The sequence below is a fragment of the Rhodococcus sp. IEGM 1241 genome, from assembly GCF_033142365.1.
In the GTDB taxonomy this organism is placed as follows: domain Bacteria; phylum Actinomycetota; class Actinomycetes; order Mycobacteriales; family Mycobacteriaceae; genus Rhodococcus_F; species Rhodococcus_F erythropolis.
Genome location: NZ_JAWLSE010000001.1, coordinates 1,798,361 through 1,822,973, shown reverse-complemented (window position 1 = coordinate 1,822,973; position 24,613 = coordinate 1,798,361). Strand labels below are relative to the sequence as shown.

Below are 24,613 nucleotides of genomic sequence, written 5' to 3'. Positions count from 1 at the left end.
TCCGCGCAGGAGCAGAGATGGCGTACAAACATGTCTCACACACTTGCACCGGCGCCCTCGGCGCCCATGATGACCAAGTCCCGTCGATTCACTGCGCTGATCTTCATCTGCCTCGCCGAACTCCTTGTCGTGCTGGACAACACAGTGGTCAACGTCGCACTGCCGACGATGAGCGTCGACCTGTTCGCCAGCGTCAGTGACCTGCAATGGATCGTCGACGCGTACACGTTGACCTTCGCCGGGTTCCTACTCACTTTCGGCCACCTGGGTGACCGCTTCGGACGCCGCCGAGTGATGATCATCGGTCTGATCGGCGTCGGCGCGATGTCGCTCGTCGGCGCGTTGGCTTCCAACCTCGAACAGGTGATCATGGCGCGCGCTGCCATGGGCGTCTTTGCCGCAGCGGTCTTTCCGGCCACCCTGGCCATGATCACGAACATCTTCACCGACGCCAGAGAACGAGCCATCGCCATCGCCGCCTGGACCGCAATGGCCGGCTTCGCGATTGCCATCGGCCCGACGGCAGGCGGTTGGCTTCTCGAGCACTTCTCCTGGCACTCGGTGTTCTGGATGAACGTTCCGGCTGCGTTGCTGGTCATCGTCGGTGTGCTGCTGGTTGTTCCGGAATCGAAGGCGCTTCACGTCGGCCGATTCGATTTCGTCGGAACAATCTTGTCGCTCCTCGGCATCGTCATTCTGGTGTGGACCATCATCGACGCACCCCATCGCGGATGGGTGTCGGCATTCAGCATCACGGGATACCTCTCTGCGACAGTGTTGTTGGCGGCATTCGTCGCATGGGAACTGCGCACCGACGCGCCGATCCTGAACATGAATCTCTTCCGAATCCGGCGGTTTTCATTCCCCGCCTTGGCTATTGCGGTCAGCTACTTCAGCATGTTCGGGTTCTTGTTCCTGATCACGCAGTACTTCCAGGGCGTTCGCGAATACTCGCCACTCGAATTCGGCATCCACTCTTTGCCTTTCGCCGCCGCTGTTGCGGTGGGCGCCCCAGTTGCCACCTTGGCGGCACAGAAACTCGGCACGACCGCAGTGATGGTGTTCGGCCTCCTCGTCCTCAGCGGCGGCATGTTCCTGGCCGGCCAGACGACCGTCGAGACGCCCTACCTCGGACCCGTCGTGATCTCGATGGTTCTCATGGGTCTGGGCCTCGCAATTGTCCAGGGACCGGCTACCGACTCCATCATGTCCTCGGTGCCCCTCGACGAAGCCGGCGCAGGCTCGGCAGTCAACGACACGACGCGTGAGCTCGGTGGGACCCTGGGCGTCGCCGTCATCGGCTCGATCGTCGCCTCGTATTACACGTCAAAGGTGGCTCCGATCGTCGACGCCATTCCCGACGCCGTGATGTCGGCACAGGAGAAGGGCTTCGCTCGTGAGTCGGTGCTCAGCGTCATCGAGATCCGTTCGCGCGACATCAGTCCGCTCTTCGAGCAGCAGAAGGACAGTCTGATCTACACGATGAAGACCGCGTGCCTGGAAGGCTTCGCCATCGCGTCGTACTTCACGGTCGGCGCAGCACTGATCACCGCGCTGCTGGTCGCGTTGTTGCTCCCATGGAAGCCGGTCACAGAAGGCTCCATTCTCGGCAGTCTGGCGACCAAGACCCCGAAGTAGCTACAAGGTTTCCCGATTTGTCCGTATCTCAGCCCGCCGTTCCCCGATACTGGATTGACCGAGTGGTACCGACGACAGCCCTGCTAGGGAGAATCTCGTGTCCATCACCAGTAGAAACAGCTCGCGACTGTCGGCTGCGGCGGTTCCGGTAGTACTGACGGTCGCCCTGCTCGCCGGATGCTCGTCCGATTCAGACACCACCTCAGCGCCCGGGCCGGTCGTCAGCGACGCCAGCCCCGGTCTCGACGCCGGGGTGCCGATCCCGGACGGGCAAATCGACGACGCGGTCGGAAAGCTCGACGGCCTCGCGAACGATCTCATGGCAAGTTCGGGTGTTCCCGGCATGGCTGTGGCCGTGGTGCACGGCGGTAAGACTGTGTATGCAAAGGGATTCGGAGTTCGCGAGTTGGGTAAGAGCGCCACCGTCGATGCCGACACCGTGTTCCAACTGGCATCGGTGTCGAAATCGGTAGGAGCCACGGTGGTCGCCCACGAAGTCGGAATCGGGACCGTCGACTGGGACACTCCGGTGATCTCGAAACTGCCGGGGTTTGCGCTTGGCGATCCGTGGGTGACCGACCACCTCACGATCTCCGATCTCTACACGCATCGGTCGGGATTACCGGACCACGCCGGCGACGGGCTGGAGGACCTGGGCTACAACCGGGCCCAGGTGCTCGAGAAGCTTCGCCAACTACCGCTCAATCCATTCCGAATCACATACGAGTACACGAACTTCGGCGTCACAGCCGGCGCTGAGGCCGTTGCAGCTGCGGCGGGCACCGATTGGGAAACGCTGTCGCAGAACACGATCTACGGCCCGCTCGGTATGACATCGACGTCTTCGCGGTTCGCCGATTACCAGGCCCGAGAAAATCGAACAGTGGGCCACATCCTCGAAGACGGAAAGTACAAGGTAGGCCCGGTTCGGGACGCCGACGCCCAATCCCCCGCCGGTGGAGTCAGCTCCTCGGCGAACGACATGGCCAAGTGGTTGGACATGGTGCTGTCCGGCGGTCAGTATCAGGGGCAGCAGGTCGTTCAGACGGATGCGCTCGTGCCCGCAGTGAACCCGGAGATCGTCTCGCGCCACGCGCAGGAAATCGGGGAACGCTCCGGCTTCTACGGCTACGGGTTCAACGTTTCCGACAGCGCCGCTGGCCGTGTCACCGCCAGCCACTCCGGCGCTTTCCTGGTCGGAGCCGGGACGAATTTCGTGACGATTCCCTCCGCTGACGTCGGCATCGTCGTTCTGACCAACGGCACGCCCACCGGCGTCGCGGAGACCTTGACCGCCGAGTTCGCCGATCTGGTGCAGTTCGGGAAGATCACCCGCGAGTGGCGCCCGCTGTACGAAGCGGCGTTTGCCTCACAAGCCGATCCCGAGGGCGAACTTGCCGGGAAGACACCGCCGACCTCCCCCGCTCCTGCCCCACCGACAAACCAATTGACCGGCGACTACGGCAACCCGTACTGGGGTCCCGCACTCGTGACGCAGCAGAACGGTGCGCTGACCTTGATGATGGGTCCCGCGGCGGTGACGTATCCGCTGACCCACTGGGACGGAAACACCTTCACGTTCCCGCTCAGCGGCGAGAACGCACCGGCCGGGACGGTCTCGAAGGCCACCTTCGACGGAAACTCGCTAACCTTGGAGTACTTCGATCACGATCATCTCGGTACCTTCATCCGGGCAACACCGGCCGAATAATCAGCCAAGGACACCCCATGAGTAGTTCGACAGCCACGGTGAACGCAATGTTCGCGGCCCTCACCGATTTCGACGTGGACGCAGCAGCGGAATTGATGACAGACGACATCGTCTGGCAGAACGTCTCGCTCCCCACTCTGCGAGGCAAGAAGACCGTCGTGCGAGCGCTTCGTCTGGTAACCAAGCCTTCACTGAAATTCGAGGCGGAGATGCACCACATCGTCGGCGACGAGTCCACGGTGCTCACCGAACGCACCGACATCCTGACCGTCGGGCCGCTGCGCATCGAATTCTGGGTGTGCGGAACTTTCGAACTGCGCGACGGCAAGGTCTCCGTCTGGCGTGACTACTTCAGTCTGCGAGACGTCGCGTGGGGTGTGGTGACCGCGGTCGGCCGTGCAGTCGTCGGGAGCGGGACACGAAGTAGGCTTGCTCCGGCCTGAAATCACCTGCCGAAAGCGAGCGAACCTGCCATGCCCGAGAACACCACGCCTGACTCCTTCGACGCCGGCTTGGCTGTGCGCACCGAAGTCATGGGGGCCGATTTTGTCGACGCCGCCTTCGAGCGCACCCGCGGCACCGACAGCGAAGAACTGCAGAACTTCGTGACGGCCAACGTCTGGGGTTCGGTATGGACGCGTCCCGGACTCGATCGCCGCAGCCGCAGTCTGATCAATCTGGGGATGCTGATCGCGCTGCGCGCGGAGAACGAACTCAAAGGCCACGTACGCGGAGCACTACGAAACGGCTTGACGCGCACCGAGATCGTCGAAACCGTGATCCACGCGAGCGCGTACTGCGGCGCACCGGCGGGGCTGGCGGCAATGCGTGTGGTGCAGGGAGTTCTCGACAACGAACTCGGACCGCTGCAAAACTGAACTACTGAAAACCCAAGAATCTCCCCGTGCAGACCGAAGTCCGCACGGGGAGATCGCTTCTCAGGAAGTAGGGCCGAACTCCTCGAGCATGTCGGTCACCAACTCGGCGATCGGCGACCGCTCACTGCGCGTGAGTGTGATGTGCGCAAAAAGCGGGTGCCCCTTGAGCTTCTCGATGACGGCCGCAACTCCGTCGTGCCTACCCACTCGCAGGTTGTCACGCTGCGCGACGTCGTGCGTGAGAACCACCCGCGAGCCGGTTCCCAGACGAGAAAGCACTGTCAGCAGAACATTTCGTTCGAGTGACTGCGCTTCGTCGACGATCACGAACGAATCGTGCAGCGACCGACCGCGAATGTGCGTCAGCGGCAGCACTTCCAGCATTCCGCGGGCGAGAACCTCTTCGAGAACCTCTGGCGAAGCCAACCCGTCGAGAGTGTCGAAAACGGCCTGAGCCCACGGGCCCATCTTCTCGCTCTCACTACCGGGAAGGTAGCCGAGTTCTTGTCCGCCAACGGCATACAGCGGACGGAAGACGACGACCTTGCGCTGGGTGCGGCGCTCGAGAACGGCTTCCAAACCTGCTGTCAGAGCCAAGGCCGACTTACCGGTGCCTGCCTTGCCGCCGAGAGAGATGATGCCGATGCTCTCATCCATGAGGAGATCGAGCGCAATGCGCTGCTCGGCGGAGCGGCCGTGCAGCCCGAAAGCCTCACGCTCACCACGCACCAACTGAATGCGCTTGTCGGGAGTCACCCGACCGAGGGCGCTCGACGAGCCACCGAGCAGACGAAGACCCGTGTGACACGGCAGATCTCGTGCTTCGTCAAGGTCCAGGAAACCCTCGTTGAACAGCTCGTCGATGTCCGTCGAGGCGACGTCCAGCTCGGTCATGCCCGTCCATCCGGATGGCACGACGTCGTGAGCGTGGTACTCGTCGGCAGGTAGTCCCACCGCGCCTGCCTTCACACGAAGCGGTATGTCCTTACTGACGAGGACTACGTCCTTGCCCTCCGCCGCGAGGTTCAGCGCGCACGCCAGAATCCTCGAATCGTTACTGTCCGTGCGGAATCCGACGGGTAGGACCGCAGGGTCGGTGTGATTGAGTTCGACCTGCAGTGTCCCGTTCTCGGTGCCGATCGGTACCGGACGGTCGAGGCGGCTGTATTCGATCCGGAGATCGTCGAGCATGCGGAGCGATTCTCGGGCGAACCATCCCAGTTCGTGGTGGTGTCGCTTGCCTTCGAGTTCGCTGATCACGACCAGTGGCAGTACCACGTGGTGTTCGGCGAATCGAGTGACAGCCCATGGATCGGACAGTAGTACCGAGGTATCCAAGACGTACGTGCGAAGTGCATCTCCCGAATGATTCCCGGCTGATAGATCAGCCCGGGCCGAGTGGGCAGAGACGGAGCGTGATGCAGTCACGTTGGGCTCCTAGGTCTGCGCGGCACCCGCGCAAACTCAGCTCGCTGGGCCGGACGGCTCTGGTGTCAGGTGACGCTGTGTCAGCTGAAACAAGGGCCGGGCGCCGGCCCTCTCGTACTGAGTGTTTCAGTCACGATCAGAACCTCCCGCACAAGTAACTTCTGGTTACTCGTTACTGCCGACGGTACTGCGGATCGGACACTCGCGCCACGGAACGAGCCGCACATCTGGTGAACGCCAGGTAACAAAATGCCACTCGTGTGATTCAGCGTCACTCAGGACTCGATCAGACCCCACTTCGCGGCGCGCACCGCTGCCTGAACCCGCGAATTGGTTCCGGTCTTGACGAAGATGTTCTCGAGGTGGGTGGCGACGGTGCGACGGCTGACGAACAACTCCTCGGCGATCTCGACATTGCCCGCGCCCCTGGCCACCAATTGCAGTACTTGGATCTCCCGTGGGCTCAGATGGACACGATCGAGCGCCACCTGGTCCCCCACGACGCGCGAGCAGGCCGCGCTGGACGCCGCCACCACCTCGCGCACGCGATCGACGACGCCGGAATCCGCGAAGCTCATGTGCAGCAATCCGGTCACCTCACGGCCGGAGAACCCCAATGCGACCGACGCACCCTCGGCGTACCCGGACGGCCGCAGAACATCGGTAACCATCTCGACCTGCTCGAATCGTGGCACGTCCTGCCAGAACACTGGCACGCCCGAAGCCTCGCGAATGATGCCGAAGAGATTGCGATCGGCGACGAAGTCGTCGAGCAGGAACTCGAGCACCCTGGCGTCGTATCCGGAACTCGCCAGAGCCCGATGCCGTCCGCTCGACGGGTCCCGGTACGTGACCGCCGCAGCCGAGTACGCGAGTCCACGTGTGCGGAGTTCTTCGGCGCACAGGCCGAGAATGCCGTACGCCCCGGCCGCCGGCGATCGCGGCGCGAACATGTCAGGTCCAGCGCCGCGATCAGGCAGTACAGACGTCATCACACCAATCTAGCCAATCGTGTGAGCTAGGCCACCACCAGTGAATCGGCCGGCTTCCTGTCCGCCCACGGACGCACCGCTTCGAAGTTCGCGGCAGTCCGCAGAACCAGTGCGTCCTGGCGGTGGCGTGCGGCGATCTGCAGCCCCACCGGTCGACCGTCGGCGGTGAATCCGGCGGGCACGGTGATCGCGGGGTTGTTGAGCATGTTGTACGGGTAGGTGAAGAGCCAATCGAGCAACTGCTCACGCAACGACGCACCTTCGAGCCATGACGGCGCGAACTGACTGAGCGGGAACGTGGCCGAAGCCAAGGTCGGCGAGACCAACACGTCGTAGTCGTTCATGAACGTGGTCCACGTGTCCCACATGACGCCGCGGAATGCGTCGGCCCGCCCGACGTCGACACCGGTGAGCCGCTCGGCCTCGTGCATGATCTCGATCAGGTTGTCGTCGACCTCGCCGCGCTGGTTCTCCCAGTCGAGCAAGTCGTATTCGGAAGCGAAACCGGGAACCCAGATGCCGTTCCACATCGACTCCGACGGATTTCCCCACTGCGGGGTGGCCTCGGTGATCTGGGCACCCAATTCCTCGAATGCCGCCAGCGCGTCGAGGCACACCGCCAGCACCTCCGGATCAACATGGCCGAGGCCGAGATTCGTCGACCACGCGACGCGAAGCCCCTTCACGTCACCCTTCGCCGCTTCGACGTACGAGGTCTCCGCACGCTCGATCGAGAGCGGATCCGCATTGTCCGGCCCGGCCATGATGTCGAGCATCAGCGCGTTGTCGGCGACGGTCCTGGTGATCGGACCGTGGTACGCCCAGTTGTAGAAGCGCCCGGCCAGGATGGTCTGAGGAATCACGCCGGTGGTCGGTTTGAGCCCGACGACCCCGCAGAGCGCCGACGGGATACGCACCGATCCGGCGCCGTCACTGCCCTCGGCAAGTGGCCCGAGGCCTGCAGCCACAGCAGCCGACGCACCGCCACTGGACCCGCCCGCGCTGTTGCCGAGCTTCCACGGGTTGTGCGTCGGCCCGTACAGGTGGTTGTCCGTGCCACCGTAGTAACCGCTTTCGGGAGTGTTCGTCTTTCCCAGGAACAGTCCGCCGGCGCCGCGCAGCCTGTCCACGACGACGGCATTTCCCGTCGCGATGTTGTCGGCCATCGGCTTCATCCCGAACGTGGTCGGCAGCCCGTCGACTGCCGTCAGATCTTTGATCGTGAATGGAACGCCGTGCAGCGGGCCGAGTTTCTCGCCCGATTCCTGTTGCCGTGAGAGTTCGGCCGCGTCGCGCGTGACCTGCTCGCGATCGAACTGCACTATCGCGTTGATCGACGGATTGACGGCGTCGACGCGCTGGATCATCGCTTCGGCAATCTCGTTGGGCGAGAGACTGTTCGACGCGACCGACGCCGCCATCTCGGTAGCGGAGAGCCAATGCAGATTCTGTTCGGTCATGGGGTTTCCTTCGCCGGAGGGGTGATGCTCTCAGGCTAGGAAGCGCCGAACTCGGCCACCATCGGTCATGTGACCGATGCCACAATCCGCGACTGGCAAAAAACCAGCGGCCCGGCCCCTCGAAAAGGACCGGGCCGTCGGTGAAGGAATACCTAGACGTTCTTGCTGAGCAGGCCCCAGTTCTCGAGACCGTCGTACAGCGGAAGGTCGAGGGCGAGCTTGGCGACGCGCGCACGCAGCGCCGGCAGATCCGCGTTGCCGGCCAGAGCGGTACCGATGATGTCGGCGACCTCGGTGAACTCGGCATCGCCGAATCCGCGGGTGGCCAACGCTGCGGTACCGATACGCAGACCGGAGGTGGTCATCGGCGGGCGGGGATCGAACGGAACAGCGTTGCGGTTGACCGTGATGCCGATTTCGTGCAGAAGGTCCTCACCCTGCTGGCCGTCGAGCTGCGAGTTACGCAGGTCCACGAGAACGAGGTGGACGTCTGTGCCGCCGGTCAGGACACTGATGCCCTGGTCTGCGACGTCCTTGTTGCCCAGACGCTCGGCAAGGATGCGCGCACCGGAAAGGGTGCGTGCCTGACGATCCTTGAACTCTTCACCGGCAGCGATCTTGAAGGTGACTGCCTTGGCCGCGATGGCGTGCATGAGCGGTCCACCCTGCTGACCCGGGAAGACAGCGGAGTTGAGCTTCTTGGCCCACTCCTTCTTCGCCAGGATCAGGCCGGAACGCGGTCCACCGAGTGTCTTGTGGACGGTCGAGGAGACGACATCCGCGTACGGGACGGGCGACGGGTGCAGGCCTGCGGCAACCAGTCCGGCGAAGTGAGCCATGTCCACCCACAGGTACGCCCCGACCTCGTCGGCGATCGCACGGAACGCCGCGAAGTCCTGCTGACGCGGGTACGCGGACCAACCGGCAACGATGACCTTCGGCTTCTCGGCGAGGGCGATCGAGCGCACCTCGTCCATGTCGATGCGGTGATCTTCCTTGCTGACGCCGTAGGACGCGACGTCGTACAACTTGCCGGAGAAGTTCAGCTTCATGCCGTGCGTGAGGTGACCACCGTGTGCAAGGTCGAGGCCGAGCAGCTTCTCACCCGGGTTCATCAGTGCCATCAGAACAGCAGCGTTGGCCTGTGCGCCCGAGTGCGGCTGAACGTTCGCGAACTCTGCACCGAAGAGTTCCTTCGCACGGTTGCGCGCCAGATCCTCGATGACGTCGACGTGCTCGCAACCGCCGTAGTAACGACGTCCCGGGTAGCCCTCGGCGTACTTGTTGGTCAGGACGCTGCCCTGAGCCTGCAGAACCGAGCGGGGAACGAAGTTCTCCGACGCGATCATCTCGAGCGTGTCGCGCTGACGAGCCAATTCACCAGCCATCGCCTCGGCGACTTCGGGGTCGAGTTCGGCGAGTGATGCAGAGTTGACGTCGGAGCCGGGCACAGCGGTCATCGAGGAATCTCCAAGCTGGATGCGGAAACGAATGCGTCCAGTCTACGAAGTTCGCTCCCGCCGTCTCCACCCGGCACTAGGCAGCACGCAGAGAGCTGGGGACCAGCGGCTCGTCGAGCAGCCTGCGGAAGCGTTCGGTGCGCTCTGCGCCCACCGGCACCTCGTCCAGCCAGCCCCCGAGCAGCCGGTATCCCTCGACATACGTGCTGGTGTACGCCCGCCACAGCGGTGAAGACAGGAACTTGAGCGATTGGCGAGCGCGTTCCGGCGTCGACAGCGACCACCGTTCGAGGAACAGCGCCACGTCGTCGAGGCTGCGCCCCTCGTCGTGCAACATCAGAGCGGCATCCTGACGAACACTCAGCAGTTGCCCCGACGCGGCGGAGAGCCGTTGCGCCTTTTCCCCGTCGAATGACAAGCCGAGATCGGCGTAGATGTCCTGCGCCCACAAGCCCCACTCCGGACCGACGATTGCTTCCAGCGCCAGATCTGCGAGGCCTTCGGCCATGATGCACTGCGGCGTGTTGACCAGGAACAGTGTCTGCTCGAGCTGACCCGAACCGACCAGACCGGCTTCCTTACGGCAATGCTCGGTGTGATGGCCGGGGTAGGACTCGTGCGCGATCAGCCGCGGCAGGTTGGCCATGAACTGCGGCAGATCCGAATTGATCGCAACCTTGGAGCGGTAGTCACCGAGGTAGTAGTTGAAGCCGGACCACGGCTTGTCCCCCACCACTTCGTATTCGACGGTTTCCGACGCCGGAAGCCCGAACGTGCCGCGGACCAGATCGCGCAGCGCACTCGACATTGCCTCGACGCACTCGTTCAGTCTCGCCGCGGGGATCTCGTCGGCCTTGCGATGCGCCTGCACTCGCTGCGCCAGCGGTCCCGGACCGGGCAGAACTTCACCCATCAACCGGTGAGCGTCGCTGTAGGCGTCCTCGTTTCCCTTTTCGATTCGTACGTCGAAGTACGCCTCCACCTCGTCCACGAAGCCGATGTCCTCACCCGCGAACTTGCGCCCGGAGCATTCCAGCGCGCGAAGGTGAACGTCGATGAAATGAGCGCGCTCGGCATTCAGACCACTTCCGGCCAGCTCGCCCCGCAATTCACGTGCCGTGCGGGCAAGTTCACGCGGATCGGGCTTCGGGGCGCTCTCGATCTGCTTACGCAGCGCGGGGTCACCGGTGAACGCGTCGACGAACCCGTCTTCGAGACGGTCGAAACCCAGTCCGAGCAGCAGATATTGGCGAACAAGTGTGTCTGGATCCATAACGACCGAGCCTAGCCGCTCGCTCCGGAATGCCACCCGGCGAAAGTCCCGGACGTGGCACCGAGCACAATCCGACTATGCACTCGGATCGTGCGCACACGCGCCTGGCTTGCTCGCATAGCTGTTTCGTCCGCCGGGCCCCGGGTTCACTACATGCCGGTGAGCTGGGCTGATGGCGCGCACCAACGAATCGAGTCCCTACGTCGAGTTCGACCGCAAGCAGTGGCGGACACTGCGTAAGTCGACGCCGCTGGTGTTGACCGAGGACGAGTTGTACGGCCTGCGTGGTCTCGGCGAGCAGATCGATCTCGAAGAAGTTGCCGAGGTTTATCTCCCCCTCGCACGTCTGATCCACCTGCAGGTGGCGGCACGCCAACGGCTGTTCGCGGCCACCGCGACGTTCCTCGGTGAGAAGCATCCCGACCGTCAGGTGCCCTTCGTCATCGGTGTCGCCGGTTCGGTCGCGGTCGGAAAATCCACGACTGCTCGTGTGCTGCAAGCTCTCCTGGCCCGCTGGGACCACCATCCACGCGTCGACCTCGTCACCACGGACGGATTCCTCTATCCGACCAGGGAACTCCAGCGTCGGGGCATCATGCACCGCAAGGGTTTTCCCGAAAGTTACGATCGCCGCAAGCTGTTGCGCTTCGTCACCGAAGTCAAGTCCGGGGCGGAAGAGGTAGCGGCGCCGGTCTATTCGCATACGTCGTACGACATCATCCCGGGCCAGTACCACCTGATCCGCCAGCCTGACATCCTCATCATCGAGGGCCTCAACGTCCTGCAGACCGGCCCGCGTCTGATGGTCTCCGATCTGTTCGACTTCTCGATCTACGTCGACGCCCGTATCGAGGACATCGAAGCCTGGTACATCCAGCGGTTCCTCGCGCTACGCAACACGTCGTTCGCCGATCCGAACGCTCACTTTCACCACTACTCCGGCCTCTCCGACCGTGACGCGACCATCGCGGCGAAGGAGATCTGGAACTCGATCAATCACCCGAACCTGGTGGAGAACATTCTCCCCACCCGCCCCCGCGCAACCCTGGTACTGCGCAAGGACGCCGATCACACGATCAACCGGCTCCGACTGCGCAAGCTCTGAGACGGCTCAGGCGCCGAACCGGCGGTGGCGCGCCGCGTAGTCACGCAAGGCTCGAAGAAAGTCGACTCGACGGAACTCGGGCCAGTACGCCTCGGTGAACCAGATCTCCGAATAAGCGCTCTGCCACAACAGGAATCCGGAGAGCCGCTGCTCGCCGGAGGTGCGGATCACCAGATCCGGATCGGGCTGTCCCGACGTGTACAGATGACCGTCGATGCCGTCGACCGTGACGGCCTGGATCAGTTCGTCTCCGCTCAGACCCGCACCGATCTTGTCGCGCAGGAGCGACTGGACGGCGTCGGCGATCTCCTGACGTCCGCCGTATCCGATCGCGACGTTGACATGTGTCCCGGTTCGGCCACTGGTCCCCGCCGCCGCTTCCCGCAAGCGCCTGGACTGCTCGGGGGGCAGAAGATCGAGAGCACCGACGATCTGCACACTCCAGTTCTTGCCGGGCCCGGAGATCTCTTCGACGACGTCGGTGATGATCTCGAGGAGCGTGTCGAGTTCTTCCGGCTCGCGGCGCAGGTTCTCGGTCGAGAGCAGGTAGATGGTTGCCATCTCGATTCCGGCGGCGTCGCACCACTCGAGCAATTCGGCAATTTTGAGCGCGCCCATGCGGTGCCCGTGACTGACATCGGTGAAGCCGTTCTCGCGAGCCCATCGCCGGTTTCCGTCACACATCACGGCTACGTGCCGTGGGTGCGCGAGACCGTCGAGATGACTGAGGAGCCGTCGCTCGTAGATGCTGTACAGCAGTCCGCGCAGATTCACCGTGACATCACCATGGTGTCAAAGACTACGCCCGGCAGTGACAGCCACATGCGAGCGCCGTCACGCTTTTTGTACGCGTCGAAAACCCGCAGGTAGGTTATGCTACTGGTGCGTAACCTACGGTACCGTAGGTTACGTAGTTCGCAACAGCATGGAACGAGAGGGGTTGCACATGACGGCATTCGGGCTCGACGAGCTTCCGGCCAAACCACGCATGCGCGGTTGGATCCATCTGTGGGCGCTCGGTGTCTCCGTCGTCGCGGGCATTGTTCTCGTCTCCGTAGCCGGCGCTCAGGTGGGCGCCAAGGCGGCTTGGGCAACCGCGATCTACAGCATCACGATCTGCGGCCTCTTCGGCATCAGCGCGACGTATCACCGCATCCAGTGGCAGACCGTCAAGGGCCGTACGTGGATGAAGCGTGCTGACCATTCGATGATCTTTCTCTTCATCGCCGGCAGCTACACACCGTTCGCCATGCTCGGCCTTCCCACCCACACCGGCAAGATCATTCTTGCGATCGTGTGGGCAGGTGCACTGGCCGGCGTTGCCCTCAAGATGCTCTGGCCCACCGCGCCGAAATGGGTGGGGGTACCGCTCTACCTTCTCCTCGGCTGGGCGATCGTTCCCGTGGTCGGTGAACTGACACACCAGGTCGGTGTGGCGCCGATGGTGCTGCTGCTCGTCGGCGGAATCTTCTACAGCGTCGGCGCAATTCTGTACGCGACAAAATGGCCCAACCCGTGGCCGACGACGTTCGGGCATCACGAGTTCTTCCACGCTGCCACTGTCATCGCAGCGATCTGCCACTACATCGCGGTATGGCTCGTCGTGTTCAACTGATTCGCCAGTTCCACCACCGTCGTCACCGGCCGATCACACACGAATCCCCGACAGATGTAGGCGGCTTCACCGTCGTCGACAAGGGGGCGATCTGCAAGCAGCGGTGAAGAATCCGGCGCTCCGCCGACAACCACTGCACCACCCGGGGCAAGCCGCCGGGCATCGGCCAACAGCGAACCTTCCCCGACGACGGCAACCTGTATCGGACCACGCAACGACGCTTCCGCCACTGTGAGCCAGTGTCCCGCCGACCGAGGCGCACGCTCGAGCGGCAGCGTGGCCCTCGCCAACGCGTCCGCCGCGGCCTGGGCGTAACGAGAGGATCGACCGGCATCGGTCAACGCCGCCGCGGTCAACAGAGCCTCCGCGACGCTCGACGCACCGGACGGCGTCGCGCCGTCCAACGGGTCTCGGGGCCGTGTGACGAGGGACTCCGCGAAATCGGCCGTGTCGAACCAGCTTCCCGGCTCGGCCGGATCGGCGAAGTGGTCGAGCGTGACGTCGAGCAACTGCTGCGCCGCATCGAGCCACCGCGCGAATCCCGTTGCCTGGTAGAGAGCCAGAAGGCCGGTGGCCAACATTGCGTAATCCTCGAGCACTCCCGTCGGGGCGCCGACAGCCCCGCCGAGGGAAGCGCGACGCAAATGGCCGTCTACCAGGTGAAGGTCGAGAAGAGCGCCAGCGCACTCGGCCGCCGCCGCGATCCAGTCGGGTCGGTCCAGGGCAAGTCCCGCTTCCGTCAAAGCCGTGACGGTCAACCCGTTCCAGGCCGTCACCACTTTGTCGTCGCGGCCAGGCTGTGGACGCTGAGCCCGGGCGGCGCGTAGAGCGTCGGAGACCGTCTGCCAGCGCGACCAGTCGTCGGGGTCACGGAGCAATTGCAATACCGACGCACCCTCTTCGAAGGTTCCGGTATCGGTGACCCGGAACAAGTCCGCCGCCCACTGCCCGTCCTCCGCACCGAGTACCTCGACCAGCTGCGTCGGCGTCCATACGTACGTGAGGCCTTCGACGCCGTCGGTGTCGGCATCGAGAGCCGAAGCGAAGCAACCGTTCTCGGTCAGCAAATCGGAGAGCAAAAACCCTGCGGTCTCACTGGCGACGCGGGTGGCCAGGTCCGATCCGGTTCGCCGCGCCAAGTGCGCGTAGAACCGCAGGAGCAACGCATTGTCGTAGAGCATCTTCTCGAAGTGCGGAACCACCCACTCGGCATCGACCGAGTAGCGCGAGAATCCCCCGCCCAACTGGTCGTAGATACCGCCGCGTGCCATTGCTTCGGCGGTGCGCTCGATACCGCCGAAGATCTCGCCCGAACCCGTTCGCTCGAACTGTCGGAGCAGCCCCTCCAGTAGTGCCGACGGTGGAAACTTCGGTGCCCCACCGAATCCCCCGCGCGGGATGTCCTCGTCACCGAGGATCGATCGACCCGCCGCGTTCAGCAGTTCGGCGTCGATAGGCGCTCCGCCGTACGGAATTCCGCCAGACGCGCGCTGAAGTTCCGTGACGATCGACTGCGCCGCGTTGTCGACCTCGTCGCGCCGATTCGTGAAGGTGTCGGCTATCGCTTCGAGAAGCTGTGTGAACGACGGCATTCCGCCGCGAGGCGTCGGCGGGTAGTACGTGCCGCAGTAGAACGGTGAACCGTCGGGAGTCAGAAAACAGGTCATGGGCCAGCCGCCCTGACCGGTCATCGCGACCGTCGCATTCATGTAGACGGCGTCGATGTCGGGACGCTCTTCGCGGTCCACCTTCACACAGACGAAGTTCGCGTTCATGACGGCCGCGATCTCGTCGTTCTCGAACGACTCGTGCGCCATGACGTGGCACCAGTGGCACGCCGAGTATCCGATCGAGAGAAGGATCGGCACGTTGCGCTCGCGCGCCCACTCCATCGCCTCTTCGCCCCACTGTTGCCAGTGGACCGGATTGTCGGCGTGCTGACGCAGGTAGGGGCTCGAGGACCCACCCAGGTTGTTCCGCAGCCGTGGGTCCATCGTCGCTACCTCGTTCGTCTCAGGATTCTTGCTTCGGCTTCTTCTCGGTAGAGACGTTCGGTTCCGCCGGGCTCGGAGCTGTGATCGCTCCCCGGTCGGTGCCTTCGTCTGCCTGCTGATCGAGTTCGGGATGATCCGGTTCGAACGTTTCCGGCAGCTTCTTGAGCTGGCGATTCATCGACCGAACCAAGAGGATCACACCGATGAGCAGCGCAAGAATCACCAGCAGGCCGACCGGAGACGACTTTCCGAACTCCGGACCGGATGGGTTACTCGGGGTCTGAGCAAGAAATTGTGTGGTGCCGAGAACTACCTCGGCGGACAGAGCATTCACTTTTGAGCGTCCTCTTCGAGACCTGCGAACAGGTCGGTTTCCGGAATGGACGTGGTGACCCGCGTCTTGGCGAGCTCGAATTCCTCGGTGGGCCAGATCTTCTGCTGAATATCGAGCGGCACAGCGAAGAACGAACCGTTGGGATCGATCTGCGTCGCGTGCGCACGCAGAGCGTCGTCGCGCTGGGGAAAGTAGTCGCCGCACGTGACCTGAGTGGTCACCCGGACCATCATGTCGCCGCGCTCGGTCTTCCACTTCTTGAGCCAGTCCGCCATCGGGAACGGCTCACCGCGACGCTCGTACTCCTCCTGGAAGAGTTCGAGGCGCTTACGGATGAATCCGTGCGAGTAGTAGACCTTCTTGATTTCCCACGGCTGACCGTCCTCGGGGAAGTACTCGGGATCGGCAGCGGCCTCGTAGGCAGCCATCGACACCTCGTGGCACCGGATGTGATCCGGGTGCGGGTATCCGCCGTTCTCGTCGTACGTCGTGACGACGTGGGGACGGAACTCGCGAATCACCTTGACCAGAGCGCGCGTCGACTCTTCGAGCGGAACGAGGGCGAAGCACCCTTCGGGCAGCGGAGGAAGAGGATCACCCTCGGGGAGCCCGGAATCGACGAAACCGAGCCAGCGCTGCTTCACGCCCAGGATGCGAGCGGCCTCGGCCATCTCCTCCTGGCGAACTTCGCTGATTCGATCGCGGACACCGGGAACGTCCATGGCCGGGTTGAGAATGTCGCCACGCTCACCCCCGGTGAGCGTCAGGACCATCACTTCGTGGCCTTCGGCTGCATAACGGGCGGTGGTGGCCGCACCCTTGCTCGACTCGTCGTCGGGATGGGCATGGACGGCCATGAGCCGGAATCCGCTCACGTGTTCGTTCACCTCAACTTCACCTGTAGCCGTTGCCGGCAGTTCACTTGTAGCCGTCACCGGCAGTTCACCTGTAGCCGTCACCGGCAGTCTTCGAGTCACACGCTGTGCACCGCTCGGATGACTCCGGGTGGTTGCCGTCAAACGTACCGACTGCCGACAAACCTACCGACGGCGCGACGGGACACGTCCTCTATAGTTCCACCCGAGAGTTCCTGGCGCAGCCGTGACCCCTTCGGTAATTCGGCGGGACACAGTCAGTTGCTGCACGACACGTGAACTCGAGTCTTCGAGAGCAGAGTGATGAGCAAACCGCTTCCCCAAGATCGGTACCCGAGCACAACTCGCACGGGCAGTCCCCGCAAGTGGATGGTGTGGGCTCTGACCGCACTCGTCATCGTCGTAGGCGGCGGAATCGCGTACTACGCGTACGGAAAATTTGCGGTCAAGGAAATCGAGACCGAGACCATCTCGTTCGACATCGCCAACGACTCCACGGTGAAGATTCGCTTCACCGTCACGCGCGACGACTCGTCACGTGACGCGATGTGCATCGTGCGCGCTCGCTCGAAGGACGGATCCGAAACCGGACGACGTGAGGTCTACGTCCCGTCCTCCGAGCATCAGACCCTCGAGTTCAACACCGAGGTCAAGACGTCCCAGCCGCCAGGCATGGCCGACGTCTACGGCTGTAGCTTCGACGTTCCGGAGTACCTGACCAAGAGCTGACCTCGGAACGCATCCACCCTGCCGGACGTTTGGCGCCGGACAGGGCGGGTAGTCATGCGTGATAGAATTGCCCGATACACGGTTCCGGGTGGAACCGTGTATTGCTGCATTGACGCAAGGTTTGACGGCAAGGTTGCATCCCTGGTGGTGCTTCCGAGTCGTTGTTCGCTGCTGTTGCAGCGATCGTCGAGGGAGCCCCCGGCTCCGACTACTAGGGAGTGATCGAGATGACCGAGACCCAGGTGACCTGGCTTACCCAGGAATCACATGACAGGCTCAAGAACGAACTCGACCAGCTCATCGCCAATCGCCCGGTCATCGCCGCCGAGATCAACGAGCGTCGCGAAGAGGGTGACCTGAAAGAGAACGGCGGCTACCACGCTGCCCGCGAAGAGCAGGGTCAGCAGGAAGCCCGCATTCGCCAGCTCCAGGAGCTGCTGAACAGCGCAAAGGTCGGCGAGGCCCCCACTCAGTCCGGTGTTGCACTGCCCGGATCCGTAGTCAAGGTCTACTACGACGGCGACGAGAGTGACACCGAGACGTTCCTCATCGCTACCCGCGAAGAAGGCGCACGTGACGCCAAGCTCGAGGTCTACTCCCCGAACTCACCGCTGGGCGGCGCGCTGCTCGAAGCCAAGGTCGGCGACACGCGTGAGTACAACCTGCCCAACGGCAGCACCATGAAGGTCACCCTGCTGAGCGCGGAGCCTTACCACAGCTGATCGGCTGTACCAGCTCTGAAAAGAAGCGCCACCCGACTCGGTCGGGTGGCGCTTCTTGCTCTGTCGGCGTTGCAGTTCCGGCCCACTCACACCACGCGGCGAGCCTTCATGCCGGCGAAGATCGGGCCGACCTTCACCACGTCACCGAATGTGGGTGCGTGAAGCATCTGTCCGTTCCCGACATAGATCGCCACGTGGCCGGGACCGCCTGCCTGCCAGTTGCCGAACAACAGGTCACCGGGCTGCGCCTGATCCAGCGGGATCTCGACGCCGACGCCCCACTGTGTCTCCGAGGTCCGGGGCAGAGTCACTCCGGTGGCCGCGTGGATCGCGTACGACGTCAGACCCGAGCAGTCGAACCCGCCCATCGAGGGCCCGTTGATGTTTCCGCCGCCCCACACGTACGGCAATCCGAGAAACTTCAGACCGGCCTCGACGACGCCGCCAACGGCAGCGGCGAGGTTGTTGTAGTCGAAGGGGGCGAGCATCAGAGCGAACGAGTCCTGCAACGATTTGATCTGTGCGACAAACGGAGCGGCGACCGCCTGCTCCGCGGGAACCTCGCCCGCCTTGTCGGCGGGGACGCCGCCCGCTTCGCGAATTGCGTCCGGCCCGACGTCGTAGGCAGCGAGCGCGAGGTCGACGGTATCGCCCTCGACCTCACCGGACTTCTGCCAGGACTGCGCTTGCTTCACGAGATCGCACAACCGGTATCCGGTTGTCATCACCGGATCGGCAACGCCCAGGATGTCTATCTTTCCGTCGCCGTCACCGTCCTTGCCGTATGCCGTCCACGCTGCGGTGGTGAAGCGGCCAGGCCCGCGCCCACCTTCCGGTGAGATGTCGGTATCGGGTCCGTACTTGAATCCGTTCTCGACCGAGTACAGCGAAGCGATCACCGCGGGCGTGATCTCCGAGCACAGAGCACCGGCCTTCTTGATCCACGGCGCGAACACCGCCACCGCTCCAACGGGCGCCAATGTCGCTCCCGGAAAGTTGGACGGTACGGAAGGCACGATTCCCTCAGGTGTGTCCTGAGTTCGTGCCGGTCCGTTCCAGGCTGCAAGTGAGACTGCAGCATTCGAAGACTCGTTCTTCTCGACTTGTGCGGGCGCTCCGAGAGTTCCACTCATCACGCCCAGTGCGGTGCCGATCGACACAGCGATCGCCAGGACACCGACTGCCATCCGAACCTCCGATAAACCTCTGAAAATCTACGTACGTGGTCGTACCCGAAACTTGTCGGTGCGAACATCTACCCTTTCGAACATGCATTCGACACGGCTCAGTCTCGCGACTCCTGTAACCAATGTCTCATTTATCTCGGTGGGCGTTACGCAAATGACTACAGACACCAAGGCTTTTCTCAGGTTCGGCGTGCAAGCTGAGTGCATGAGCGACGATCGGCCACGACCCGCCCGGGGACGCACTACGGTGTATCGACCCGTTCGCCTCGCCCTCGCAGCCACGGCTGTGGCGGGAGCGCTCGCAAGCGGCGGACTTTCACTCGTTTCTTCTCCCACTGCCACGGCACTCGCGCCGGACACCTCGGCTTCTCACACCAAGAATCCCGTAGCGAAGCGGCCCGTCGTGGTCGCCGGATTCGGAACCCCGGACGCCGTCTCCAACGGTTCGTGAGCACTCCGCGCTCGGCCTCCGAGTGGCTCACGTGGGGTGTGCAGGCCCGGGTTGTCGTCACCGACCCTGATGTCCTTCCCTCCGCGGCCAGCCTGGTTCGCGGATACCTCACCGCTGCCGACGCTGCCACCAATCGAGATCGTGCCGACTCCGAGATTCGTACCTATGTCAGCGCCGCGAGCAACGTCGACGGCGTCGCCGTGACTCCGATGTTCGCGCACTTCCTCGAAGACGCGTTGGCCGTCGCACGACTGACCGACGGCAAACTCACGCCGACGGCCGGGTCGGCAGACCCTCACTCCTGGTGGAAGATCCGCGTCGAGAACAACCGCGTGTACAGCCCGGACGACGTCGTTCTCGATCTGTCCGCGACGGCCCGCGCCAGTTCAGCGGACCACTGCGCGGCATCGACCGCCACGCTTCTCGGGTGCGGAGTACTGGTCGGCCTCGGCGGGGACATCGCGGTTGCCGGCCCGGCGCCGGAAGACGGCTGGCAGATTCAGGTTCAAGACCTGCCCGGCGACCCGACGTGCCAGGTAGCGCTTCCTTCCGACTGCGGGATCGCCACGGCCAGCACCGTCAAACCACTACACCGCGAATCGACGGCGACGCCGATGTGGCGCACGGTGTCGGTGATTGCATCTTCCTGCGCCCAGGCCGCCGCATTCAGTCGGGTTGCGGTCGGCATGGGCGGTTCGGCCATCGACTGGCTACATCAACTCGACGTACCCGCCAGGCTGGTCGACCAGGAGTACCGCGTAACGGTTCTGGGCGGCTGGCCTGACGAGTAAGTCGCGTCAGTTCTGCAGTCGTACGGCGTAGCCGGCACGGTCGAAGGCGGTGAGAAGTTCCGCCTTGTTGTCCGGACCCCGCGTCTCGACGGTGAGGAAGACTTCCACTTCGTCGAGCGCGAGTTCGCCACCGGTACGGGAATGGATGACGTCGACCACGCTGGCGCCGTTCGCTCGAACCACTTCGAGCAACGAGACCAGTGCGCCCGGCCGATCGTCGATGGTGATGTGAACGCCGAGGAACCGTCCGGCCGCTCGCAGACCGTGCGAGATGACATGCGTGAGCAGTAGCGGATCGATGTTGCCGCCGGAAAGCACGGCGCACACCGGCCCTGTCAGTCCCAGCTCCTCCGGAGAGCAGGTCATCAAGGCCGCAACGGCCGCAACGCCGGCCGGTTCGACGATGAGCTTGGCGCGTTCGAGGCACAGCAGGAGCGCTTTGGACAGCGCTTCCTCGCTGACCGTCACCACGGCATCGACATGGGCGGCAACTTCGGCGAACGGAACCTCGCCAGGGCAGCCAACGGCGATACCGTCTGCCATCGTGGACATCGACGCCAAGGCGGTCGGCTTCCCGGCTGCCAACGACGCCGGCCAGGCAGCCGCGGTCTCGGCCTGCACTCCGACGATGCGGACCTGCGGGCGTACAGCTTTGACTGCTGCGGCCACTCCGGCGATCAACCCGCCGCCGCCGGTGGGGACGAGGATAGTGCCGACCTCAGGCAGTTGCTCGAGGATTTCGAGCCCCACAGTCCCCTGCCCCGCCACGACGTCCTCGTGGTCGAAGGGGTGGACCAGAACTGCTCCCGTCCGGTCCGCGAATTCGCGAGCGGCCACGAGCGCTTCGTCGACAGTCGAACCGTGCAGGTGGACCTGAGCTCCATATGCCTTGGTGGCCACCAACTTCGGCAGCGGCGCACCCGTCGGCATGAAGACGGTCGACTTGATTCCCAGTTCTGTTGCAGACCAGGCAACTCCCTGCGCATGGTTACCGGCACTGGCCGCCACCACGCCCGCTGCCCGTTCCTCTGCGGAAAGATTGGCAATGCGGTTGTACGCACCGCGCGGTTTGAAAGAGCCGGTGCGCTGCAGGTTTTCACATTTCAAGCTCACGGCGAAGCCGGTGGTTTCGGACAACACTCGCGAGGCCACGACCGGGGTGCGTCGCATGACCGGGGCGAGCAGTTGCTGTGCAGCCTTTATCTGTTCGAGATTCACGCATGCCTCCAGAAAGTGCGCCTCCACACCCTCGTGAGGTGTGAAGGCGCACTGCAGATTCGAAGTCGAATTACTGTAGAGCGAAGATCAGGACAGCGCTTGCTCGATGTCGCCGACCAGATCGGAAGCGTCTTCGATGCCGACCGACAGGCGAACCAGATCGTCGGGAACCTCGAGAGCGGAACCGGCCGTCGAGGCGTGGGTCATCGCGCCGGGGAACTCGATGAGGGATTCGACGCCGCCGAGAGATTCTGCCAGCGTGAAGATCTCGGTGCGCGAGCACAGGTCGAGAGCTGCCGCCTTGCCGCCCTTGAGGCGGACGGAGATCATGCCGCCGAAGCGTCGCATCTGCTTGGCCGCGACCTTGTGTGACGGATGCGAAGCCAGGCCCGGGTAGATGACGCTGGCAACCGCGGGGTGGCCGTCGAGCAATTCGACGACCTTCTCCGCGTTGTCACTGTGACGCTCCATGCGCAGCGCCAGTGTCTTGATTCCGCGCAACGTCAGGAACGCGTCGAACGGGCCGGGAACGCCGCCGGATCCGTTCTGCAGGAACGCAAACGCGGTATCCAGTTCTTCGTCGTTGCAGACGAGAGCGCCACCGACCACGTCGGAGTGTCCGCCGATGTACTTGGTCGTGGAGTGCAGCGCGATGTCGGCACCGAGCTGCAGCGGCTGCTGCAGGTACGGCGACGCGAAGGTGTTGTCCACCACGATCTTTGCGTTGCCCTCGTGGGCGACCTCGGCAAGGAGCTCGATGTCACCGATATTGAGCAGCGGGTTCGTGGGCGTCTCGACCCAGACCAGCTTGGTGTTGGACTTCATCGCCGCGCGCACCGCATCGACGTCGGACACCGGAGCCGGGGTGTACTCGATCCCCCACTGCGTGAACACCTTGTCGATGAGACGGAAGGTTCCGCCATACGCGTCGTCGGGGATGACCAGGTGATCGCCCGGTCGAAGTACCGAACGGAGCAGGCAGTCGGTGGCCGCCATTCCCGAACTGAACGCTCGGCCGTAGGTTCCGGATTCGAGCGCGGCAAGGTTCGCCTCGAGCGGGCGACGGGTGGGGTTGCCCGTTCGCGCGTACTCGAAGCCACTGCGCATTCCACCGACGCCGTCTTGGGCGAAGGTGGAACTTGCGTAGATCGGCACGTTGACCGCGCCGGTCAGCGGATCGGGTTCGTAACCCGCATGCACCGCTTTCGTGGAGAAACCCTGCCAGCTGATGTTGTCGGCCTTGCTGCGTTGCTCACTCATGGTCCCCAGCCTAATGGCGCCGGCACCGGCGCAGGAATCCGTACTCAGGAATCCGAACTCAGGAAACCCAGGAGATCGTGGCGCGTGATGACACCGACCGGCTTGCCGTCGTCGACGACCATGAGTGCGTCGGTGTCACCGAGCGCCTTCGTGGCAGCCGAGACCGGCTCGCCGGAACCGATGAGCGGGAACGGCTTGCTCATGTGCTTCTCGACGGAATCCGCAAGGTGCGCACGGCCTTCGAATACCGCGCTCAGCAGATCTCGCTCGGACACACTTCCGGCGACCTCGCCTGCCATGACCGGCGGTTCTGCACCGACGACGGGCATCTGGGACACGCCGTACTCGCGCAGGATCTCGATCGCGTCGCGCAGAGTCTCCGACGGGTGAGTGTGAACGAGGTCCGGCAGCTCGCCCGACTTGCCGCGCAGGACGTCGCCGACGGTGGGGACGTTGGTCTTGCCGTCGAGTGGGGTGCGCAGGAATCCGTACGACGCCATCCACTGATCGTTGAAGATCTTGGACAGGTAGCCGCGGCCACCGTCCGGGAGGAGGACGACGATCAGAGCGTCGGGGCCTTCGCGCTTGGCTACTTCGAGGGCAGCGACGACTGCCATACCGCAGGAACCGCCGACCAGCAGTCCCTCTTCGCGGGCGAGGCGACGCGTCATCTCGAAGGAATCGGCATCCGAGACGGCGATGATCTCGTCCGGGATGGACGGGTCGTATGCCGACGGCCAGAAGTCTTCGCCGACGCCTTCGACCAGGTACGGGCGACCGGTGCCGCCGGAGTAGACGGAGCCTTCGGGGTCTGCGCCGATGACCTTGACCTTGCCGCCCGAAACTTCCTTGAGGTAGCGGCCGGTGCCGGTGATGGTGCCGCCGGTGCCGACGCCCGCGACGAAGTGCGTGATCTTGCCGTCGGTGTCGGCCCAGATCTCGGGACCGGTGGTCTCGTAGTGGCTCTCCGGTCCGCCCGGGTTGGAGTACTGGTTGGGCTTCCAGGCGCCGGGGATCTCACGGGTGAGGCGGTCGGAGACGCTGTAGTAGCTGTTCGGGTTGTCCGGTGCGACGGCCGTGGGGCACACGACCACCTCGGCGCCGTAGGCACGCAGGACGTTGCGCTTGTCTTCGCTGACCTTGTCGGGGCAGACGAAAACGCACTTGTATCCACGCTTTTGCGCCACGAGTGCCAAGCCGATTCCGGTGTTGCCCGAAGTCGGCTCGACGATGGTGCCGCCGGGCTTCAGTTCACCCGAAGCCTCGGCTGCGTCGATCATCTTGACGGCGATGCGGTCCTTGGAGCTACCGCCAGGGTTGAGGTATTCGACCTTGGCTGCCACCGTGCCGAAGTTTTCGCCCGTGACGGACGTGAGCTTGACGAGTGGGGTGTTGCCGATGAGGTCGACGACGTGTTCCGCGATGCGCATTCGTCCATGTTCCCAGATGAAAGAAAACGGTGCGCGCGGACGTCGGGCGAAGGTGGTGCAAT

At 63.8% G+C, this 24,613-nt stretch carries 23 protein-coding genes; 10 read left to right on the top strand and 13 right to left on the bottom strand.

Annotated elements, in window-relative coordinates; genetic code table 11:
- Positions 1-66: 66 nt before the first annotated feature.
- The 4 genes from R4P70_RS08760 (at position 67) to R4P70_RS08745 (ending at position 4,227) form a co-directional block, all read left to right on the top strand.
- Complete coding sequence (locus R4P70_RS08760; RefSeq protein WP_019744585.1) at positions 67-1,638, top strand: MFS transporter; 1,572 nt, start codon at positions 67-69, stop codon at positions 1,636-1,638.
- 97 nt (positions 1,639-1,735) lie between these two features.
- Positions 1,736-3,349, top strand: coding sequence for a serine hydrolase domain-containing protein (locus R4P70_RS08755; RefSeq protein ID WP_317830680.1), 1,614 nt, complete (start codon positions 1,736-1,738; stop codon positions 3,347-3,349).
- A gap of 17 nt (positions 3,350-3,366) precedes the next feature.
- A complete protein-coding gene (locus tag R4P70_RS08750) occupies positions 3,367-3,792 on the top strand; it encodes a limonene-1,2-epoxide hydrolase family protein (RefSeq protein WP_019744587.1) in 426 nt (141 codons plus the stop codon).
- A gap of 30 nt (positions 3,793-3,822) precedes the next feature.
- Positions 3,823-4,227, top strand: coding sequence for a carboxymuconolactone decarboxylase family protein (locus R4P70_RS08745; RefSeq protein WP_317830679.1), 405 nt, complete (start codon positions 3,823-3,825; stop codon positions 4,225-4,227).
- Between the two features lie 60 nt (positions 4,228-4,287).
- On the opposite strand, the gene R4P70_RS08740 is transcribed toward R4P70_RS08745, so the two are convergent.
- From R4P70_RS08740 to R4P70_RS08720, 5 genes are all read right to left on the bottom strand, one after another.
- Positions 4,288-5,655 (bottom strand): PhoH family protein, encoded by a 1,368-nt coding sequence (locus R4P70_RS08740; RefSeq protein ID WP_003945274.1) that lies wholly within the window; start codon positions 5,653-5,655, stop codon positions 4,288-4,290.
- A 275-nt stretch (positions 5,656-5,930) separates the two neighbouring features.
- Complete coding sequence (locus R4P70_RS08735) at positions 5,931-6,647, bottom strand: helix-turn-helix transcriptional regulator (RefSeq protein WP_029255852.1); 717 nt, start codon at positions 6,645-6,647, stop codon at positions 5,931-5,933.
- A 26-nt stretch (positions 6,648-6,673) separates the two neighbouring features.
- The gene (locus R4P70_RS08730) at positions 6,674-8,107 is read right to left on the bottom strand and encodes an amidase (RefSeq protein WP_019744590.1); all 1,434 of its coding nucleotides are present in this window, start codon (positions 8,105-8,107) and stop codon (positions 6,674-6,676) included.
- A 152-nt stretch (positions 8,108-8,259) separates the two neighbouring features.
- Complete coding sequence (gene glyA / locus R4P70_RS08725; RefSeq protein WP_003945195.1) at positions 8,260-9,567, bottom strand: serine hydroxymethyltransferase; 1,308 nt, start codon at positions 9,565-9,567, stop codon at positions 8,260-8,262.
- 76 nt (positions 9,568-9,643) lie between these two features.
- The gene (locus R4P70_RS08720; RefSeq protein WP_020970259.1) at positions 9,644-10,840 is read right to left on the bottom strand and encodes a hypothetical protein; all 1,197 of its coding nucleotides are present in this window, start codon (positions 10,838-10,840) and stop codon (positions 9,644-9,646) included.
- A 172-nt stretch (positions 10,841-11,012) separates the two neighbouring features.
- On the opposite strand from R4P70_RS08720, the gene coaA reads away from it, so the two are divergent.
- Positions 11,013-11,945 carry a type I pantothenate kinase gene (gene coaA, locus R4P70_RS08715; RefSeq protein ID WP_003945270.1) on the top strand — a complete coding sequence of 311 codons (933 nt, stop codon included), beginning with the start codon at positions 11,013-11,015 and terminating at the stop codon, positions 11,943-11,945.
- A gap of 6 nt (positions 11,946-11,951) precedes the next feature.
- Here the strand turns inward: coaA and R4P70_RS08710 are convergent, their stop codons facing one another.
- Complete coding sequence (locus R4P70_RS08710; protein ID WP_003945211.1) at positions 11,952-12,719, bottom strand: isoprenyl transferase; 768 nt, start codon at positions 12,717-12,719, stop codon at positions 11,952-11,954.
- A gap of 172 nt (positions 12,720-12,891) precedes the next feature.
- Between R4P70_RS08710 and trhA the strand changes: the two genes are divergently transcribed.
- Positions 12,892-13,560, top strand: coding sequence for a PAQR family membrane homeostasis protein TrhA (gene trhA / locus R4P70_RS08705; RefSeq protein ID WP_317830678.1), 669 nt, complete (start codon positions 12,892-12,894; stop codon positions 13,558-13,560).
- On the opposite strand, the gene R4P70_RS08700 is transcribed toward trhA, so the two are convergent.
- The 3 genes from R4P70_RS08700 to mca are packed head-to-tail and all read right to left on the bottom strand — an operon-like array spanning position 13,527 to position 16,763.
- Complete coding sequence (locus R4P70_RS08700) at positions 13,527-15,554, bottom strand: thioredoxin domain-containing protein (protein ID WP_317830677.1); 2,028 nt, start codon at positions 15,552-15,554, stop codon at positions 13,527-13,529. The genes trhA and R4P70_RS08700 overlap by 34 nt on opposite strands.
- 19 nt (positions 15,555-15,573) lie before the next feature.
- Positions 15,574-15,888 (bottom strand): hypothetical protein, encoded by a 315-nt coding sequence (locus R4P70_RS08695; RefSeq protein WP_007726381.1) that lies wholly within the window; start codon positions 15,886-15,888, stop codon positions 15,574-15,576.
- Positions 15,885-16,763 (bottom strand): mycothiol conjugate amidase Mca, encoded by an 879-nt coding sequence (gene mca / locus R4P70_RS08690; protein WP_020908526.1) that lies wholly within the window; start codon positions 16,761-16,763, stop codon positions 15,885-15,887. The genes R4P70_RS08695 and mca overlap by 4 nt, the downstream gene beginning before the upstream one ends.
- 303 nt (positions 16,764-17,066) lie before the next feature.
- Between mca and R4P70_RS08685 the strand changes: the two genes are divergently transcribed.
- Both R4P70_RS08685 and greA read left to right on the top strand, forming a co-directional pair.
- Complete coding sequence (locus R4P70_RS08685) at positions 17,067-17,492, top strand: DUF4307 domain-containing protein (protein WP_020970262.1); 426 nt, start codon at positions 17,067-17,069, stop codon at positions 17,490-17,492.
- Between the two features lie 227 nt (positions 17,493-17,719).
- Positions 17,720-18,214, top strand: coding sequence for a transcription elongation factor GreA (greA, locus tag R4P70_RS08680; protein WP_007726385.1), 495 nt, complete (start codon positions 17,720-17,722; stop codon positions 18,212-18,214).
- Between the two features lie 86 nt (positions 18,215-18,300).
- Here the strand turns inward: greA and R4P70_RS08675 are convergent, their stop codons facing one another.
- Entirely contained in the window at positions 18,301-19,401 is a 1,101-nt protein-coding gene (locus R4P70_RS08675) for a C40 family peptidase (protein WP_317830676.1), read from the bottom strand.
- A gap of 205 nt (positions 19,402-19,606) precedes the next feature.
- Between R4P70_RS08675 and R4P70_RS08670 the strand changes: the two genes are divergently transcribed.
- A complete protein-coding gene (locus tag R4P70_RS08670; RefSeq protein ID WP_153211881.1) occupies positions 19,607-19,852 on the top strand; it encodes a hypothetical protein in 246 nt (81 codons plus the stop codon).
- Entirely contained in the window at positions 19,849-20,643 is a 795-nt protein-coding gene (locus R4P70_RS08665) for an FAD:protein FMN transferase (RefSeq protein ID WP_060939517.1), read from the top strand. The genes R4P70_RS08670 and R4P70_RS08665 overlap by 4 nt, the downstream gene beginning before the upstream one ends.
- A 6-nt stretch (positions 20,644-20,649) precedes the next feature.
- Here R4P70_RS08665 and ilvA read toward each other — a convergent pair whose 3' ends face one another.
- The 3 genes from ilvA to R4P70_RS08650 form a co-directional block, all read right to left on the bottom strand.
- On the bottom strand, positions 20,650-21,813 hold the full coding sequence (gene ilvA / locus R4P70_RS08660) for a threonine ammonia-lyase (protein ID WP_223257899.1): 1,164 nt from the start codon (positions 21,811-21,813) through the stop codon (positions 20,650-20,652).
- 135 nt (positions 21,814-21,948) lie between these two features.
- Complete coding sequence (locus R4P70_RS08655; RefSeq protein WP_007728802.1) at positions 21,949-23,121, bottom strand: cystathionine gamma-synthase; 1,173 nt, start codon at positions 23,119-23,121, stop codon at positions 21,949-21,951.
- A 44-nt stretch (positions 23,122-23,165) separates the two neighbouring features.
- On the bottom strand, positions 23,166-24,551 hold the full coding sequence (locus R4P70_RS08650) for a cystathionine beta-synthase (RefSeq protein WP_003943292.1): 1,386 nt from the start codon (positions 24,549-24,551) through the stop codon (positions 23,166-23,168).
- Between the last annotated feature and the right edge of the window lie 62 nt (positions 24,552-24,613).